The 16,646-nt window shown below is 62.7% G+C and carries 15 protein-coding genes; 7 read left to right on the top strand and 8 right to left on the bottom strand.

What is annotated here, in order from left to right; all coding sequences use genetic code 11:
• Positions 1-152 precede the first annotated feature (152 nt).
• Positions 153-605, bottom strand: coding sequence for a hypothetical protein (locus LB559_RS17295; protein WP_127369729.1), 453 nt, complete (start codon positions 603-605; stop codon positions 153-155).
• A gap of 242 nt (positions 606-847) precedes the next feature.
• Entirely contained in the window at positions 848-1,684 is an 837-nt protein-coding gene (locus LB559_RS17290) for a hypothetical protein (protein ID WP_027162515.1), read from the bottom strand.
• A gap of 368 nt (positions 1,685-2,052) precedes the next feature.
• On the opposite strand from LB559_RS17290, the gene glmM reads away from it, so the two are divergent.
• From glmM to serA, 5 genes are all read left to right on the top strand, one after another.
• Complete coding sequence (glmM, locus tag LB559_RS17285; RefSeq protein WP_127267139.1) at positions 2,053-3,405, top strand: phosphoglucosamine mutase; 1,353 nt, start codon at positions 2,053-2,055, stop codon at positions 3,403-3,405.
• Between the two features lie 249 nt (positions 3,406-3,654).
• On the top strand, positions 3,655-4,491 hold the full coding sequence (locus LB559_RS17280) for an outer membrane protein (RefSeq protein ID WP_224674583.1): 837 nt from the start codon (positions 3,655-3,657) through the stop codon (positions 4,489-4,491).
• A 207-nt stretch (positions 4,492-4,698) separates the two neighbouring features.
• Positions 4,699-5,556: an outer membrane protein gene (locus tag LB559_RS17275; RefSeq protein ID WP_013529157.1), complete on the top strand. Its 858-nt coding sequence runs from the start codon at positions 4,699-4,701 to the stop codon at positions 5,554-5,556.
• A gap of 200 nt (positions 5,557-5,756) precedes the next feature.
• Complete coding sequence (locus LB559_RS17270; RefSeq protein WP_027162512.1) at positions 5,757-6,932, top strand: phosphoserine transaminase; 1,176 nt, start codon at positions 5,757-5,759, stop codon at positions 6,930-6,932.
• 67 nt (positions 6,933-6,999) lie between these two features.
• Positions 7,000-8,601, top strand: coding sequence for a phosphoglycerate dehydrogenase (gene serA / locus LB559_RS17265; RefSeq protein ID WP_224674582.1), 1,602 nt, complete (start codon positions 7,000-7,002; stop codon positions 8,599-8,601).
• Positions 8,602-8,658: 57 nt separating this feature from the next.
• Here serA and LB559_RS17260 read toward each other — a convergent pair whose 3' ends face one another.
• Both LB559_RS17260 and LB559_RS17255 read right to left on the bottom strand, forming a co-directional pair.
• Positions 8,659-9,123: a DUF2231 domain-containing protein gene (locus LB559_RS17260; protein ID WP_013529160.1), complete on the bottom strand. Its 465-nt coding sequence runs from the start codon at positions 9,121-9,123 to the stop codon at positions 8,659-8,661.
• A gap of 152 nt (positions 9,124-9,275) precedes the next feature.
• Complete coding sequence (locus tag LB559_RS17255; RefSeq protein ID WP_063173242.1) at positions 9,276-10,181, bottom strand: DMT family transporter; 906 nt, start codon at positions 10,179-10,181, stop codon at positions 9,276-9,278.
• Positions 10,182-10,389: 208 nt separating this feature from the next.
• Here LB559_RS17255 and LB559_RS17250 point away from each other — a divergent pair, with 208 nt between their 5' ends.
• Both LB559_RS17250 and LB559_RS17245 read left to right on the top strand, forming a co-directional pair.
• Positions 10,390-11,688 (top strand): adenylosuccinate synthase, encoded by a 1,299-nt coding sequence (locus LB559_RS17250; protein WP_024502931.1) that lies wholly within the window; start codon positions 10,390-10,392, stop codon positions 11,686-11,688.
• A 74-nt stretch (positions 11,689-11,762) separates the two neighbouring features.
• Entirely contained in the window at positions 11,763-13,421 is a 1,659-nt protein-coding gene (locus LB559_RS17245) for a hypothetical protein (RefSeq protein ID WP_224674581.1), read from the top strand.
• Positions 13,422-13,438: 17 nt separating this feature from the next.
• Here LB559_RS17245 and LB559_RS17240 read toward each other — a convergent pair whose 3' ends face one another.
• The 4 genes from LB559_RS17240 to LB559_RS17225 all read right to left on the bottom strand — a co-directional run bounded on the left by LB559_RS17240 (position 13,439) and on the right by LB559_RS17225 (position 16,630).
• Positions 13,439-13,738: a CcdB family protein gene (locus LB559_RS17240; RefSeq protein WP_224674580.1), complete on the bottom strand. Its 300-nt coding sequence runs from the start codon at positions 13,736-13,738 to the stop codon at positions 13,439-13,441.
• Positions 13,738-13,980: a type II toxin-antitoxin system CcdA family antitoxin gene (locus LB559_RS17235; protein WP_063170355.1), complete on the bottom strand. Its 243-nt coding sequence runs from the start codon at positions 13,978-13,980 to the stop codon at positions 13,738-13,740. The genes LB559_RS17240 and LB559_RS17235 overlap by 1 nt, the downstream gene beginning before the upstream one ends.
• 168 nt (positions 13,981-14,148) lie before the next feature.
• Complete coding sequence (locus LB559_RS17230) at positions 14,149-15,969, bottom strand: ABC-F family ATP-binding cassette domain-containing protein (protein WP_224674579.1); 1,821 nt, start codon at positions 15,967-15,969, stop codon at positions 14,149-14,151.
• A 1-nt stretch (position 15,970) separates the two neighbouring features.
• Positions 15,971-16,630 carry a thiamine diphosphokinase gene (locus tag LB559_RS17225; protein WP_027162509.1) on the bottom strand — a complete coding sequence of 220 codons (660 nt, stop codon included), beginning with the start codon at positions 16,628-16,630 and terminating at the stop codon, positions 15,971-15,973.
• Positions 16,631-16,646: the final 16 nt, after the last annotated feature.

The following is a 16,646-nucleotide window of genomic DNA, read 5'->3' as shown; positions in this document are numbered from 1 at the left end:
GACGGTGACGATTGGCGAAAGCCTAGGTGATAGCCAATCTCCCCCACAAGGGGGAGATTGGCAACGTCGCCGCTGGCGTGCCCTCGAAGGCAACAAAAAGGCCCGCGAACCCTGCGGTTCGCAGGCCTTCTCTTCTTCAGATGTCTTGTCGCTCAGCTCTTCAGCTTGGCATTGCACAGGCTGTAATAACCGCCGCCCTTCTGGATCCAGCGAAGGCCGTTCAACGTGCCCGCGTCCTTGTTGCCATGGTAGCCTTGGAGACAGGTCTTCATGCGCGCCTTCGCGGGCTTTTCGGTCTTGAACTCGGCGGCCAGCGTGGTCGGAAATGTCACGCCCGCGGGCGCTGCAGTGGGGGCGACCGCCGCGCTGGTTTCTTTTTTCGTCTGCGGCTCGGTTTTGACCGTATCCTCGCTGACACTGTCCGCTGCTGATGTCGCGCACTTCTCCTTGCGAAAAGCCGTCCAGTCCATGCCGTTCAGAGTGCCGCCTTCCTTGGCTGTTCGATAGGTCTCGCCGCATTCCTTCATCGTCAGTGCGCTTGCGGGGGCGACGCTCCAAGCGACAAATGCGGTCGCAGCCAATACCGCTAATTTCAAACCGTGCATAAGACCCTCCTGGTTGATAATAAGTTTGACGTCTTTTTGTATATGGTTTGTTCTCTATATGTTCAACCAGAATCTTTACGGACTACCGATGAGCTTGGCGGTGGGCAGTGTAGGCGAATTGATGATGCCGGCAGCCCGGCGACATGCAGATGCGAGCAAGGCAGTGTGCGTCTTCGCGCAACAAAAAAGGCCCGCGCATCTTGCGATGCGCGGGCCTTTGTTTGGAGACTATGGCTAAGCGATCAGCCCTTCAGCTTGGCATTGCACAGGCTGTAGAAGCCGCCGCCCTTCTGGATCCACTTCAGGCCGCCGAGCGCGTTGGCGTCCTTGAGGACATAGTACTGGTCGAGGCAGGTGTGCATGCGGCCCTTTCCGGGGGTCTCGCTGGCATATTTCGCCGAGATCGCGGACGGGAACTTGACGCCCTTGGGCGCAGCCGTCGTCGGCTTCGCCGGCTCCTTGGTGTAGCTCGCCTCGTCGGCGGCCGGCACGGTGTCGTCATCCGAGGCGGCTGCGCCGCACTCGGTCTTGCGGAAGTCGTTCCACTTCATGCCGTTCAGCGTGTTGGCCGTCTTGGCGGCCTGATACTTGGTGCTGCATTCGGCCATGCTCAGACCCTTGCCGCCATTGTCTGCGGGAGCGGCGGGAGCCGCGGCGGCCTTGGTGGTCGCCGGCTTGGCGGCGGCAGCGGCGGATGCACCGGCGGCGCATTCGGATTTGCGGAAGTCGTTCCACTTCATGCCGTTCAGCGTGCCGGCAGCCTTCGCCGCCTGATACTTGGTGCTGCATTCCTTAGCCGTCAGGCCCTTGGCCGTGCTGTCGTCCGCCGCGGCGGCAGCCTTCGTGGTGTCGGTCGCTTTCTTGGCATCGGCCGGCTTGGCGTCGGTCGTCGCTGTGGCGTCGGTGCCGCACTGAGCCTTGCGGAACTGGTTCCAGGTCGCTCCGGCCAGTGTCCCCGCATCCTTGGCGGCGTTATACTTCGTGCTGCACTCGGCCATCGTCAGTGCGTTGGCTGGCGCGGCCAGGAACAAGGTCGCGACGGCGAGGCCGGTCAAAGTGGCAAGTCGGTGGATGAGCATAGCGTTTCTCCGTTGCAGCAGCCCATGATACGTCCCTGCAAATCAATAACGCTCAACGGTCGGTTGCGCCAGATGCTAAGTGGCGTATATATCGCCGAAAATCGGCTTCTCCCGATAAGGTGATGAAATCGTTGTCCGTTGCCTGGTTCAGAGCAAGATTTTCCTGGTGCATCCGCGCTGAAAGGCTCGAATGACTTGTATATTGCAGCATGGCAGTCTGGGCATGTCAGGTTGCGGCCACGTTGTGTGCAGTGCACAACAATGGTTTTCTAAGGATTGGTAACGTATAATCACACAATGTGATCATAGCGCCCCGGCCACTTGTGGCATGACGTGCCGGGGAAGAAACGTCGAGGAAGCTGACTGGCATGGCAGGGAATTATTTCGGCACGGACGGCATTCGCGGACGCGCCAACAAGTTTCCGATGACCGCTGAAATCGCGATGCGGGTCGGCATGGCCGCCGGCCTTTCCTTCCAGCGCGGCAGCCATCGACATCGTGTCGTGCTCGGCAAGGACACCAGGCTTTCCGGCTATATGATCGAGAATGCCATGGTCGCCGGTCTTTGTGCCGCCGGCATGGATGTGTTCCTGCTCGGCCCGATCCCGACGCCGGCTGTCGCCATGCTGGTTCGTTCGCTGCGCGCCGATATCGGCGTCATGATCTCGGCCTCGCACAACCCCTATTACGACAACGGCATCAAGCTGTTCGGACCCGACGGCTACAAGCTCTCCGACGAGATCGAGGAGCGCATCGAGAGCATGCTCGACAAGGATATCGAACTGGCGCTCGCCGATTCCGACGGGCTTGGCCGCGCCAAGCGCGTCGACGGCGTGCATGACCGCTACATCGAATTCGCCAAGCGCACCTTGCCGCGCTCGATGTCGCTCGCGGGCTTGAGGATCGTCGTCGATTGCGCCAATGGCGCGGCCTACAAGGTGGCGCCCGAGGCGCTGTGGGAACTGGGCGCCGAAGTCGTCGCCATCAATGTCGAGCCCAACGGCTTCAACATCAACAAGGAATGCGGCTCGACCCACCCGGCCGGCCTGCAAAAGAAGGTGCACGAAGTGCGCGCCGATATCGGCATCGCGCTCGACGGCGACGCCGATCGCGTCGTCATCGTCGATGAAAACGGCGCGATCGTCGATGGTGACCAGATCATGGCGCTGATCGCCGAATCCTGGCACCAGAGCGGGCGGCTTGCCGGCGGCGGTGTCGTCTCAACCGTCATGTCCAATCTGGGCCTCGAACGCTTCCTCGGCGACATGAAGCTGCAATTGCACCGCACCAAGGTCGGCGACCGTTATGTCGTCGAGCATATGCGCGCGCACGGGCTGAATGTCGGCGGCGAACAGTCGGGCCATATCGTGCTGTCCGACTTTTCGACCACCGGCGACGGCCTGGTTTCGGCGCTGCAGGTGCTGGCCTGCATCAAGCGGCAGGGCCGGCCGGTCAGCGAACTGTCGAAGAAATTCGAACCCGTGCCGCAACTCCTGAAGAACGTTCACATTTCCGGCGGCAAGCCGCTCGAGGAGGCGCCGGTCAAGGCCGCCATCGAAGACGCGCGTAACCGGCTCGGCAAGACCGGACGGCTGGTTATCCGGCCATCCGGGACAGAGCCGCTGATCCGCGTGATGGCCGAGGGCGACGACCCGCAACTGGTCGAGTCCGTGGTGAATGGCATCGTGGACATCATCTCGGAAACGCGCAGCGCCGCCTGAACCCCACAGCGTCCGGCAGGACGTCGTCGCCTGAACCTGTCCAAGGCCCGCCTTTCGGCGGGCTTTTTCTTGTCGGCTCCCAGTCTGTTCGCTGTTCGGAAATCTCGCACCGGTTCCCAGAAGTTTCGAGATTCGTGGTTAAGCAACAGGGTTAAACGCCTTTTAACCTTTGCAATTCATTATCCACGACTGAAAGCCAATCGCATTTCGGGCGGGTTTGCCGTTCCGAGCTTCTCAGGGGTGACAAGCATGTTCAAGACAGCAAGAAAGGCCCTGCTCGCCTTACTGTTCGCAGGCCTGGCGGGGCCGTTGTTCGCGGCCGACCTGCCGGAACCGATCGTCGAAGAGGCTCCGCCTCAGGCCGTCTACGAGCAGCCGGTAGAAGTCGGCGGCTGGTATATCCGCGGCGACATCGACTATCACAAGTCGACCGTGCGCGGCATCGACTATATGACCTACACCATCGATCAATGTAATTGTACGGTCACGCCCGGCACCAGAAGTTTCGATTTCGGCAAGCTCAAGGGCGGGTTCTCGCTCGGTGCCGGCGTTGGTTACAAGATCAACGACCACTTCCGGACCGACCTGACCGCCGACTACTGGTTCAAGTCGAACTTCAACGGCGGCACCTCGGATATCAACGGAACATCGACCGAAGTGTCGAAGATGAGCGCCCTGCTGCTGCTGGCCAATGCCTATGTCGATCTCGGCACCTGGCACGGCATCACGCCTTACGTTGGCGCCGGCATCGGCGGCGCCCGCGTCAAGTGGGATGATGTCTACGATCCGAACACCACCGAGTTCAATCCCGGCAGATCAAGCTGGCGTTTCGCCTACGGTCTGATGGCCGGCGCTTCGTACTGCCTGACCGACAAGATCATTCTCGATGCCGGCTACCGCTTCTCCCATATCCAGGGCGGCCGCATGTTCGACTGGAACATCACCAGCTCCGGTCCCGGCTTCGATCGTGGCATCAACACACACGAAGTGCGCGGTGGCCTGCGTTACCAGTTCGGTGGCAACAACGGTTGCGCCGCGCCGGTCGTTGCCTACCAGCCCGAACCCGAGCCGATCTACACCAAGTAACAGCATCTACATTACTTGAATTCTTCACAAACCGCCCGGCCTCAGCCGGGCGGTTTTTCGTTGGCCGCCTGGAATCGACAGGGGAAATGAATTCGCTAACGCTCTGTTAGCCTTAACCGCCACTTAACCACTATGGTTAACAATGCTCCTTGAAACGATGGCTGCCGCTGCGATTGCGGGCTGCGCCAAATTCGGGAGTCGGGGACCATGAAACTTACATCGCGTATGGCGCTGGCGCTCGGTGCACTAGCCCTCCTGCCGCTGACGCCGGTGCACGCGGCCGACTACGATCCGCCGATCTATGTCGACCAGGCGCCCGACTACGTCCCGGTCGAGGTCGGCTCCGGCTGGTATCTGCGCGGTGATCTCGGCTATGCCTTCAACAAGCCCTATGAATTTTCGGAAACTCCGGCCGGTCTGGTTACGGATACCAGCCCGCTGTCTGGTTCGATAGGTATGGGCTACCATTTCAACGATTACTTCCGTGGTGAATTGAATTTCGGTCTGCTGCCGACAAGCAAATTCGCCAGCAAATTCGACAGTACTTGCGATGGAACGCAGACGGTGACTGTCACCAGCGGTGGCAGCACAAGCGCGTTCGCCGGCCCAAGCACCCGTGGATGCGAAGGCTCCAACGACGGCAACAACAAGGCCTACGATGTGATGGCCAGCGCCTTTGTCGACCTGGGCACTTATGTCGGCTTCACGCCCTATGTCGGAGGCGGTGTCGGCATAGCGTACAGCACCTACAAGTACGCTCAAGGCGCTCGCAACTGTCAGAATTCATCGACAACATCAGGTACAACCACGACCATCTTTGAATGCGACGATCCAAACGGCTATGATGGGACGACGCAGTCGGAGAAGCAGTTCAGCTTCGCCTATACGCTCGGCGCCGGCTTTGCTTATCAGGTCAGCAAGAATGTTGCAGTCGATGTCGGATATCAATACACGGCTCTGCCTTCCGCGAAATACGTGACAGCAGACGCTGTCGGCAACCCTGAGTTCAAAAAGGGCCTCGATTATCATCAGGTCAAGGTCGGGCTGCGCTACGATCTCTGGTAGGCGCGGCGAGTACGAGGACCAGCACGGCGGATCATGGGGTCCGTCGTTTGCGTTTGAAGTCACGACATCCTGATCGGGGATCGCCGGTATCCCGGCAACGACAAAAACTTTCCTCTTGACGCCTGAAGCCCGAACGAATATCGCCGTCCGTGGGCCACCCCTCCCCAACGAGGGGCCACTATCTGGAAGGATAGACCACGATGACGACGCATACGAAGCCCGGACTCCGTCCGGCAAACCCCAATTTCTCCTCAGGTCCCTGCGCAAAGCGCCCCGGCTGGTCGGTCGAGGCGCTAAGAAATGCTGCGCTCGGCCGTTCCCACCGCGCCAAGATCGGCAAGACCAAGCTCGAACAGGCGATCGAGCTGACGCGGGAGATTCTCCAGGTCCCGGCGGGTTACCGCATCGGCATCGTGCCGGCGTCGGACACCGGTGCGGTCGAGATGGCGCTGTGGTCGCTGCTCGGCGAGCGCGGTGTCGACATGGTCGCCTGGGAGAGCTTTGGCTCCGGCTGGGTCACCGACGTGGTCAAGCAATTGAAGCTCGCCGACGTGCGCAACATCGAAGCCGGCTACGGCGAACTGCCTGATCTCACCAAGATCGATTTCGACCGCGATGTGGTGTTCACCTGGAACGGCACCACGTCGGGCGTTCGCGTGCCGAACGGCGATTTCATTCCCGCGGACCGCAAGGGCCTGACCGTCTGCGATGCGACTTCCGCCGCATTCGCGCAGAGGCTCGACTTCGAAAAACTCGATGTCGTCACTTTCTCCTGGCAGAAGGTGCTGGGCGGCGAGGGCGCTCACGGCATGCTGATCCTGTCGCCTCGCGCCGTCGAGCGGCTGGAAACCTACAAGCCCTCATGGCCGCTGCCGAAAATTTTCCGCCTGACCTCAGGCGGCAAGCTGATCGAAGGCATCTTCAAGGGCGAGACCATCAACACTCCCTCGATGCTGTGCGTCGAGGATTACCTCGATGCGCTCAACTGGGCGAAGTCGACCGGCGGCCTCGACGCGCTGATCGCCAGGGCGGATGCCAATGCGGCCGTCCTCGATCGCTTTGTCGGCAAGTCCTCCTGGCTCGGTCATCTCGCCGTCCAGCCGGCGACACGGTCGAACACGTCCGTCTGCCTGTCCTTCACCGATCCGGACGTGTCCGCGCTCGACGCCGACGGGCAGGCGGCCTTCGCCAAGGGGCTGGTGTCGGTGCTCGACAAGGAAGGCGTCGCCTATGATATCGGTGCCTATCGCGACGCACCGCCCGGCCTGCGCATCTGGTGCGGCGCGACGGTCGAGACGTCGGATCTCGAAGCGCTGCTGCCCTGGCTCGACTGGGCATTCGCCGCACAGAAGGCGTCGCTCAAAGCGGCGGCCTGAGATCGTTCGCGGCGGCCTTCGGGCCGCCCACTCCCATCAGGATCAAATCCATTTCAAGGAGGCCGCCATGGCGCCCCGCGTTCTCGTCTCAGACAAACTCTCCCCCACCGCCGTGCAAATCTTCAAGGATCGCGGCGTCGAGGTCGACTATCTGCCCGATCTCGGCAAGGACAAGGATAAGCTCGCCGAAGTGATCGGCCAGTATGATGGCCTCGCCATCCGCTCGGCGACCAAGGTCACCGAAAAGCTGATCAACGCCGCAACCAATCTCAAAGTCATCGGCCGCGCCGGCATCGGCGTCGACAATGTCGATATCCCGGCGGCAAGCCGCAAGGGCATCATCGTGATGAACACGCCCTTCGGCAACTCGATCACCACAGCCGAACATGCGGTGGCGATGATCTTTGCGCTGGCGCGCCAGATCCCCGAAGCCAACGCCTCGACCCATGCCGGCAAATGGGAAAAGAACCGCTTCATGGGCGTCGAGGTAACCGGCAAGACGCTGGGCGTCATCGGTTGCGGCAACATCGGTTCGATCGTCGCGACGCGCGGCGTTGGCCTCAAGATGCACGTCATCGCCTTCGATCCGTTCCTGTCGGACAGCCGTGCCGAGGAGCTTGGCGTCGACAAAGTCGAGCTCGACGAGCTGTTCGCCCGCGCCGATTTCATCACCCTGCACACGCCGCTGACCGACAAGACGCGCAACATCATCGATGCCGCGGCGATCGCCAAGATGAAGAAGGGCGTGCGCATCATCAATTGCGCACGCGGCGGTCTGATCGTCGAGGCCGATCTGGTCGCAGCGCTGAAGAGTGGCAAGGTGGCCGGCGCTGGCGTCGACGTCTTCGAGGTCGAACCGGCCGAGAACAACGAACTGTTCGGCATGGAGAATGTGGTGGCGACGCCGCATCTCGGCGCCTCGACGACGGAGGCCCAGGAGAATGTCGCGCTGCAGGTTGCCGAGCAGATGGCCGACTATCTGATCAAGGGCGCCGTCTCCAACGCCATCAACATGCCGTCGATCACCGCCGAGGAGGCGCCGCGGCTGAAGCCGTTCGTCAAGCTCGCCGAGGTGCTCGGCGCCTTTGTCGGCCAGGTCACAGAGGATCCGATCAAGGAGGTGGAGATCCTGTTCGACGGCTCGACCGCGACGATGAACACGCGCGCGCTGATCAGTGCAGCACTCGCCGGGCTGATCCGGCCTCAGGTCTCGGACGTCAACATGGTGTCGGCGCCGATCATGGTGAAGGAGCGCGGCATCATCGTGGCCGAGGTCAAGCGCGACAAGTCGGGCGTGTTCGACGGCTATATCAAGCTGACGGTGAAGACCGAGCACATGACGCGCTCGATCGCCGGCACATGCTTCTCGGATGGCAAGCCACGCTTCATCCAGATCAAGGGCATCAACCTCGATGCCGAGGTCGGCCAGCACATGCTCTACACCACCAATGCGGACGCGCCGGGCATCATCGGCCTGCTCGGCACCGTCTGCGGCGAGAATGGCGTCAACATCGCCAACTTCCAGCTCGGCCGCAACCGGCCGGGCGGCGATGCCATAGCGCTGCTCTATCTCGACGCGCCGTTCCCGGAAGCCGTGCTGGAAAAGGTCAAGGCGCACAAGTCGATCGACTCGGCCAAGCGGCTGCAGTTCGACGTCAACGCGATGTGATTGAGGACAGGCGGTCGCCGACCCACCTCGTTGACGCCGGCCGCCGCGGCGGCCGGTTCATGTCAACTCGTCCGAGCCATCGGAGACACCCACGCGATGTCGGTAGACCAGTTCCCAGCCCTTCCAGCCCGTAAACAGCAAGATGAGAACCACGATCAGCGATAGGACGATGCCGGTTGGCATCACGGCCGCCGCTCCGCCGGCATACCGCGAGTACCAGTTGTAAAGCTCGATCAACACGACGAGTACATTGCCGCCGGCATGGAGCCATGCCGTCGTGAGATTGCGGACCTGCACATCGCCGAGAACATCCGTCAAGCCAGCAAGCGCAGCCAGGGCAGCCATGATCAGGCCTGCGCCGAGAAGCCAAAGCGACCCGGTGACCCATCCAGGATCGGCTGTTCGCCAGAAGATAAGGTCGCAAACGAAGGTGCCGACAAAAAAGGCAATCGGAAACGGAATCAGCATCGGGTGGATAGGGTGACCAGCAATGCTTGCCGTGCTGCGAGGGTTGTGGCTCATCATGTCGCCTCCCTGGCGTTCAAACTCCGCTGGAGGTGAAATGTTCCAAGTAGGGGACGCGGCAGGATTCATGCCGCTGTTTCCGCGCCATTGGCGAAGTCCAGGCCGTTCGCGTGATTACCGCGACGGCGGAGGGCGTCAGCCGCCAAATGTCATCCGCGGTGGTCCGCCACCGCCATCTTGCGCCCGCTGTATTCGGCAAGCCCGATGCCGCCCAGCACGAGCACCAAGGCCAGCGCCTGATAGAGCTGGAACGTCTCGCCGACGATCAGCACCGACAGCAGCGTGCCGAAGATCGGCACCAGATTGATGAACAGGCCGGCGCGGTTGGCGCCGATCAGCTCGTTGCCCCTGATGTAGAAGATCTGCGAAACGACCGATGCGCCGATCGCCGTATAGACGATGACGGTCCAGCCGCGCGCGTCGGGCATGATGACCTTGCCGGCGAGGACCTCCCACAGGAAGAACGGCAACGAGGTGACGAGTGCCGAAACCGACAGGGCCAGCATCAGGCTCTGCCAGTGCATCACCGGCTTCAGCCGCAACCCCACCGAATAGCCGCTGTAGAGAAAGACGGCGACCAGCATGATGGCGTCACCGAAATTGAGTTCCAGCGTCAACAGCCGGCGCGGGTCGCCATGGCAGGCGGTGAGGATCACGCCGGCGATGGTCAGCACGACGCCGACAATCTGCGCCCAGTTCACGCGCAGGCGGAAGAAGACGAAATTGGCAGTCATGATCAGGATCGGCATAGCCGCCTGTTCGATCGAGACATTGATCGCTGTCGTGTAGTTGAGCGCCGTGTAGAAGATGGTGTTGAACAGGGTGAAGCCGCTGGCGCCGAGGGCGACCAGCACGAACCAGTGCTTGCGGACCATCGGCCAGTCCTTCTGGATGGTCTTCCAGCCGATGGGCAGCATGATCGCCACGGCCAGCACCCAGCGCAGGAAGACCAGCGTCATCGGCGAGACGTGATCGACCGCCAGCTTGCCGGCCACCGAATTTCCACCCCAAAGCAAGGTGGTGAGCAGCAGGAATATGTAGGCGCTTCGATGCATCGCGGGATTCCAGTCGCCGGAGCTGCGGTGTTTGCCGGCCTATTGCCCTCGCTCGCCCAAGTAAATGATGTCAAAGCCGAAAATTGTTGTGCCTCAGGGCATTTTCGACGGCAAAGAAAGGTCGCGCTCGCGAGGTCTTGACGTTATAGAGGCCTGTCGTTTCGAACCATATTCAAGCCGCTTGGCGGCGTCTCAAGGGAAAAGAAACATGGCCAATGTGGTGGTCGTCGGCTCGCAGTGGGGTGACGAAGGCAAGGGCAAGATCGTCGACTGGCTGTCGGAGCGCGCCGATGTCGTGGTGCGTTTCCAGGGCGGCCACAATGCCGGCCATACGCTGGTCGTCGACGGCAAGGTCTACAAGCTGTCGTTGCTTCCGTCGGGCGTCGTGCGCCAGGGCAAGCTGTCCATCATCGGCAATGGCGTCGTGTTCGACCCGCACGCTTTCGTCGCCGAGGTGGCAAAACTCAAGGCGCAAGGTGTCGAAGTGGCGCCGGATCGCCTGAAAATAGCCGAAAACACAGCGCTTATCCTGTCCCTGCATCGAGAGCTGGACGGATTTCGTGAGGACGCCGCATCCAATTCCGGGACGAAGATTGGCACGACCCGTCGCGGCATCGGCCCCGCCTATGAGGACAAGGTGGGCCGGCGCGCGGTCAGGGTGATGGATTTGGCGGATTTGGAAACACTGCCCTTGAAAGTCGACAGGCTGCTGACGCACCACAATGCGCTGCGTCGCGGGCTTGGTCATGCGGAAGTCACGCATGACGCGATCATGCAGGAACTAACCTCGGTCGCCGACGACATCCTGCCCTATATGGACCGGGTCTGGAAGATCCTCGACGACAAGCGCCGGGCTGGCGAGCGCATCCTGTTCGAGGGCGCGCAGGGCACACTGCTCGATATCGACCACGGCACCTATCCGTTCGTGACCTCGTCGAACACGGTTGCCGGACAGGCTGCCGCCGGCTCCGGCGTTGGCCCGGGCGCCATCGGCTATGTGCTCGGCATCACCAAGGCCTATACGACACGCGTCGGCGAGGGTCCGTTCCCGACCGAGCAGAAGAACGAGGTCGGCGAATTCCTCGGCACGCGCGGCCATGAATTCGGCGTCGTCACCGGTCGCAAGCGCCGCTGCGGCTGGTTCGACGCGGTGCTGGTGCGCCAGGCCGTCGCGGTCAACGGCATCAAGGGCATCGCGCTGACCAAGCTCGACGTGCTTGACGGGCTGGACGAGATCAAGGTCTGCACCGGTTACCGTCTCGACGGCGAGATGATCGATTATCTGCCGGCCAGCCAGGGCGCGCAGGCACGTGTCGAACCGGTCTACGAGACGCTCGAGGGCTGGAAAGGCACCACTGCCGGCGCGCGCAGCTGGAATGATCTGCCGGCCCAGGCGGTCAAGTATGTCCGCTACATCGAGGAGCTCATCGGCGCACCGGTCGCGCTCCTTTCCACCAGCCCGGAACGCGACGACACGATACTTGTGACCGATCCGTTTCAAGACTAGTTTCTGAGCCTTTCCGGGCATCGCGGCTGATTTGCGGGGGCCGACGCGGAAGCAAAATACAGGTCGACTGAAGCATGGCAGATTTCGTTGCTATTCTGAAAAACGCGCTCGACAAGCATGGCGACGAGACGCCGGAAAAGCGTACGCGCATCTATGCCAGCGTTCGCACCATGCTGGCGAAGAAGCTTGGTGAACGTTCGCCGCCGTGGGCTCCCGAAGCCATAGCCACGCAGATGCGTTCGCTGGAAGACGCCATTACAAGCGTCGAGCGCGATTATGCCAAGAGCGTGCCGGAGACCGACCCGCTCGCGGAGCTGGAACACATCTTTTCGTCGATCGATCGCAACAAGAACCAGCCAAGCCATACGAGGCAGCCGGCGAAGGCGGAATCGGCCTGGCCGGCACCGCCCGTCGCCAAGCCCGAGCCCTATCAACCCGCGCCGCCGCCTGCCGCCAAGGTCGAGCCAAGCTGGCAAAGATCGACGCCGGCGCCTGCCCAGCCGGCTCGCGCCGACACGCCTCTTCCAGGCGTGAACGCCGAGGAGGCGGACGACGAGGCCGATGTCTTTTCCAGCAACGAAGACAATGAAGAGCCGGTACAGGACACCTTCCAGCGCCTGCGTCCCGCCGAGCGCAAGCGCAGCTATGGCGGGCTGATCGCGGCCGTCGTCGCACTGCTGGTCGTTGCCGGCGGCGGCTACGGCATCTGGCTGAACAAGGACGCCTTCGGCAAGATGCTGGGGCTTGGCGGCAATCAGGTAGCGAAAACCGAACCCGTGAAGCCGGCGCCGGCCAAGCCGGCAACCGATGCCGCGGCAGCGCCGCCGGCGCCCGCGGCTGGCGGCACGGAAGCCGAAAGCACGAAATTCACCCAGCGGCTGACACCGCAGGGTGGTGAAGTCGACCCGGGTCCGGCCGGTGGCCAAAGCGGCATCGGCGAAGGCGAATCGGTCGCGGCGCTGACCACCCCGCCCTCGGCCACGAACGCACCGGCGATTTCCGCACCGGCCGCGGGTACGCCTGCCGCGACTACGCCTCCGGCGACAGATGCCGCCCCCGCAACGCCGCCTGCCAACGGAGCAGCGCCTGCAGCGCCGGCCGATGCTGCCGGCACGCCGCCAGCACCGGCAGGTGCCGCGCCGCCCGCGCCGGCGGCTGCGCCTGCGGAAGCCGCCCTGCCTGTCGGCCAGAAGGCGATCTTCTATGAGGAGCGCACCAGCACCGCCCAGGGCTCCGCCGAGCCCGGCAACATCGTCTGGTCGCTGGTGCAGGAATCGCCCGGTGGCGACCTGCCGCCGGAGCCGGCGATCCGCGCCGAGGCGACCATTCCCGGCAAGGACATCCAGTTGCGCATGACCATCCGCCGCAACACCGACCAGACGCTGCCGGCCAGCCATATCATCGAGATGATCTTCCTGACGCCCGACGGCTTCGAGGGCGGCGGTGTCGACAACATCCTGCGCGTTGCCATGAAGGCTTCGGAGCAGGATGCCGGCAGCCCGCTGATCGGCATTCCGGCCAAGATTGCCGACGGCTTCTTCCTCGTCGCGCTCAACGACACCAAGGCCGACGAAGACGCCAACATGACCTTGTTGCGCGGCCAGGACTGGATCGACGTGCCGGTGGTCTACAAGACCGGACGGCGGGCGTTGCTGACCATGGAAAAGGGCATTCCCGGAGAGAAGGTGTTCGACGAGGCAATCAAGGCCTGGCAGGCCAAGACGGCAGGCTGAGACGCTGTAGCCGCCGTTCAGAAGCCCTGGAACAGCATGTCGAGCGCAGCGACGATGTCGTCGTGGTGCTTGATCAGGTTCAGCCGACTTTCGCCTAATTCGCTGGCAGAAACGGTGGCAACCAGGTGTGTTGCCATAACGAGCTTTCGACCGTTGATCTCAAAAATCGGATGAAGCCTTCGCATCGGCGGTGGCACCATTGCGACCGGCAGAAGCGGCACGACCACCCGCGTCTTGAAATTGTCGAGCAGCTCTGACTGAACGTCGAGCACATAGCTGCCTTCGATGCGACCGGCGAAGACATCATAGCGGGGCATCAGAACTGCCGGTACTCTTCCAGCGGGATGCCATGTTTCTCGATATAGTCGTTCCACGCGTCCATCGTGGCGCGGTTCTCAAGCTTCCACAGTCGCGTTTTTTCGGCAGCCACCGCCTCCGCGATGCCGGCCTCCGCAGCGCGCGAGACATTCACGTCAAGTCCCTTGGCTTCCCTCATGAGGTTCGAATCGATCGACAGATTTGCTGGCTGACGGGTCGCACTCAAGGCAATTTTGCGCATAATAGCCTCCGCAACATGCGCATAATATATGCGCATTTCTGTATGGAGGCAATCAGGCGGTTCTAGCTGCAGGTAGGGGCGCTCGGCCCCTTTCGCTATGGCTCCGGGCGTTCGTCGCTTCAATCGACAAATCGTCGTCGATTGATCGGCCTACGGCCGAAACACTCCTCACCCCTCCATCTCCTCGCGCAACATCTCCAGTTCCAGCCATTCTTCCTCGAGCGCGGCCAGCGTGGCGCGCTCCTTGTCGAGGGCGGCGATGGTTTTCTGGAACGAGGCCGGATCGCGCTCGTAATAGGCCGGATCGGCGATGTTGTTCTCCAGCCGCGAGATAGAGGCCATCACAGCTTCGATTTTCTTCGGCAGGGATTCCAGTGCGAATTTCTGCTTGAACGACAGTTTCTTCGCCGGCACTTTTGGCGCGGCGGCTTCGCTCTTGCCTGACGCGGGCGCCTCGCCATTTTCGGCTCTCGCCCGCGCCTTGCGGTCGTCCAGCTTCGTGCCGCCGCGCTGCGCCAACATGTCGGAGTAGCCGCCGGCATATTCGATCCAGCGGCCTTCACCATCCGGCGCGATCAGGCTGGTCACGGTGCGGTCGAGGAAATCGCGGTCGTGGCTGACCAGGATGACGGTGCCGGCGAAACCGGCGACCAGTTCCTGCAGCAGTTCAAGTGTCTCCATGTCGAGATCGTTGGTCGGCTCATCGAGCACCAGAAGGTTTGCGGGCCGCGCCAGCACGCGCGCCAGCAGGAGCCGCGCCCGCTCGCCGCCGGACAACTCGCGCACCGGCGTGCGCGCCTGCTCCGGCTTGAACAGGAAATCCTTCATGTAGGAGACGACGTGGCGCTGCTCGCCATTGATGACGAGGTTCTCGCCGCGTCCATCGGTGAGATATTGTGCCAGCGTCTCCTGCGGGTCGACCGCCTCGCGCTTCTGGTCGAGCGTGGCGATCTCCAGATTGGTGCCGAGCCGCACCGAACCGGCGTCCGGTTTCATCTCGCCGGTCAGCATCTTCAAGAGCGTGGTCTTGCCGGCGCCGTTCGGCCCGACCAGGCCAACGCGATCGCCGCGCTGGATGCGGGTCGAAAACGCCTTGACCACGGTGAGATCGCCAAAGCTCTTTTCGATGTTTTTCGCCTCGATCACCAGCTTGCCGGACTCGGTGGCGTCGCTCGCCACCATGGTCGCCGACCCTTCGGCCCCGCGATGACCGCGAAAACGCTGGCGCATGGTCTGCAACTCGCCGAGCCGGCGCATGTTGCGCTTGCGCCGCGCCGTCACGCCGTAGCGCAGCCAATGCTCTTCGCGAACGATCTGGCGACCGAGCTTGTGCTGCTCGCGTTCTTCTTCCTCCAGAACCAGGTCGCGCCATTCCTCGAAATGGCCGAAGCCCTTGTCCAGCCTGCGGGTCTGGCCGCGATCGAGCCAGACCGTGGCGCGCGACACGCGTTCGAGGAAGCGGCGGTCGTGGGAGATGACGATCAGCGCCGAGGAGGTGCGGATGAGTTCTTCTTCCAGCCATTCGATGACCGAGAGGTCGAGATGGTTGGTCGGCTCATCAAGCAGCAGGATATCGGGCTCTGGCGCCATGACGCGGGCAAGGGCGGCGCGCCTCGCCTCGCCGCCCGACAGGTCGTTCGGACGTTCCTCACCCGACAGGCCGAGATGCTCCATCAGATAGCTGGCGCGGTAGGGATCGTCGGCGGGGCCAAGCCCGGCCTGGACATAGGCGCGGACAGTGGCAAAACCTTCCATGTCGGGCATCTGCGGCAAATAGCGGACGGTCGCCGAAGGCTGGCGGAACACTTCGCCGTCCTGCGGCTCGATCAGGCCGGCGGCGATCTTCAGCAGGGTCGACTTGCCGGACCCGTTGCGGCCGACCAGTGCGATCTTGTCGCCGGCCGAAGCCGTCAAGGCGGCGCCATCGAGCAGCGGCGTGCCGCCGAAGGTCAGTTTTATCCCGTCGAGGTTGAGAAGGGGCGGGGCCATGTCAGCTTTCAGGTAAGGGATAGGGATGAGCGAGCAGCATCGCGCGGCCATGGCCGAGCGCGATTTCGAGGCGGCCCCCGGTCTTGTCGGACTTGACCTCGTTGGAAATGGTCAGCGACGAACCGAACGCCACCTTGACGTGAGCGAGCGGCCATTTGGCGCCGGTGACGGTCAGGCCGTCGAGCTCGGAAAAGCCGAGCACCGAAAACAGCGTGCCGTCGGCATAGTCGAAGCCGGCCGTTCCGCGCAGCAGGGGGATGCCTTCCTGAGCGCCGCTGGTCAAAAGCACGTCCGTTCCCGCCTCCGCCAGCCGCAGGGCGAGCGACAGATGCAGAAAAGCGTGGTCGGCGCGCTTGCCGCCAAAGGCGCCGGCCAGCACCAGGCGGGTCGCGCCGCGCTCCAGTGCCGCGGCGACGGCAAGTTCGCCATCGGTCTGGTCCTTTTCCGCCGGGAAGGTCCGGCGCGGCACGGAAGCGAGATCGTCCGGCAGGTTGGCCGGCACCGAATCGAAATCACCCACCCACAGCTCCGGCACGAGACCCAGCAACCGCGCATGACCGATGCCGGCGTCGGCGGCGATGACGCGGGAGCCTTTGACCTGACGGTCGAGCCGTGGCGTACGGATGAGATCGCCGCCAAGCAGGATGGTGAATGTGCTCATATCGTGTGGCCCTTAC

This window comes from Mesorhizobium sp. BR1-1-3 (assembly GCF_020165455.1).
Taxonomy (GTDB): Bacteria; Pseudomonadota; Alphaproteobacteria; order Rhizobiales; family Rhizobiaceae; genus Mesorhizobium; species Mesorhizobium ciceri.
This window is presented reverse-complemented; position numbering and strand designations above follow the sequence as displayed.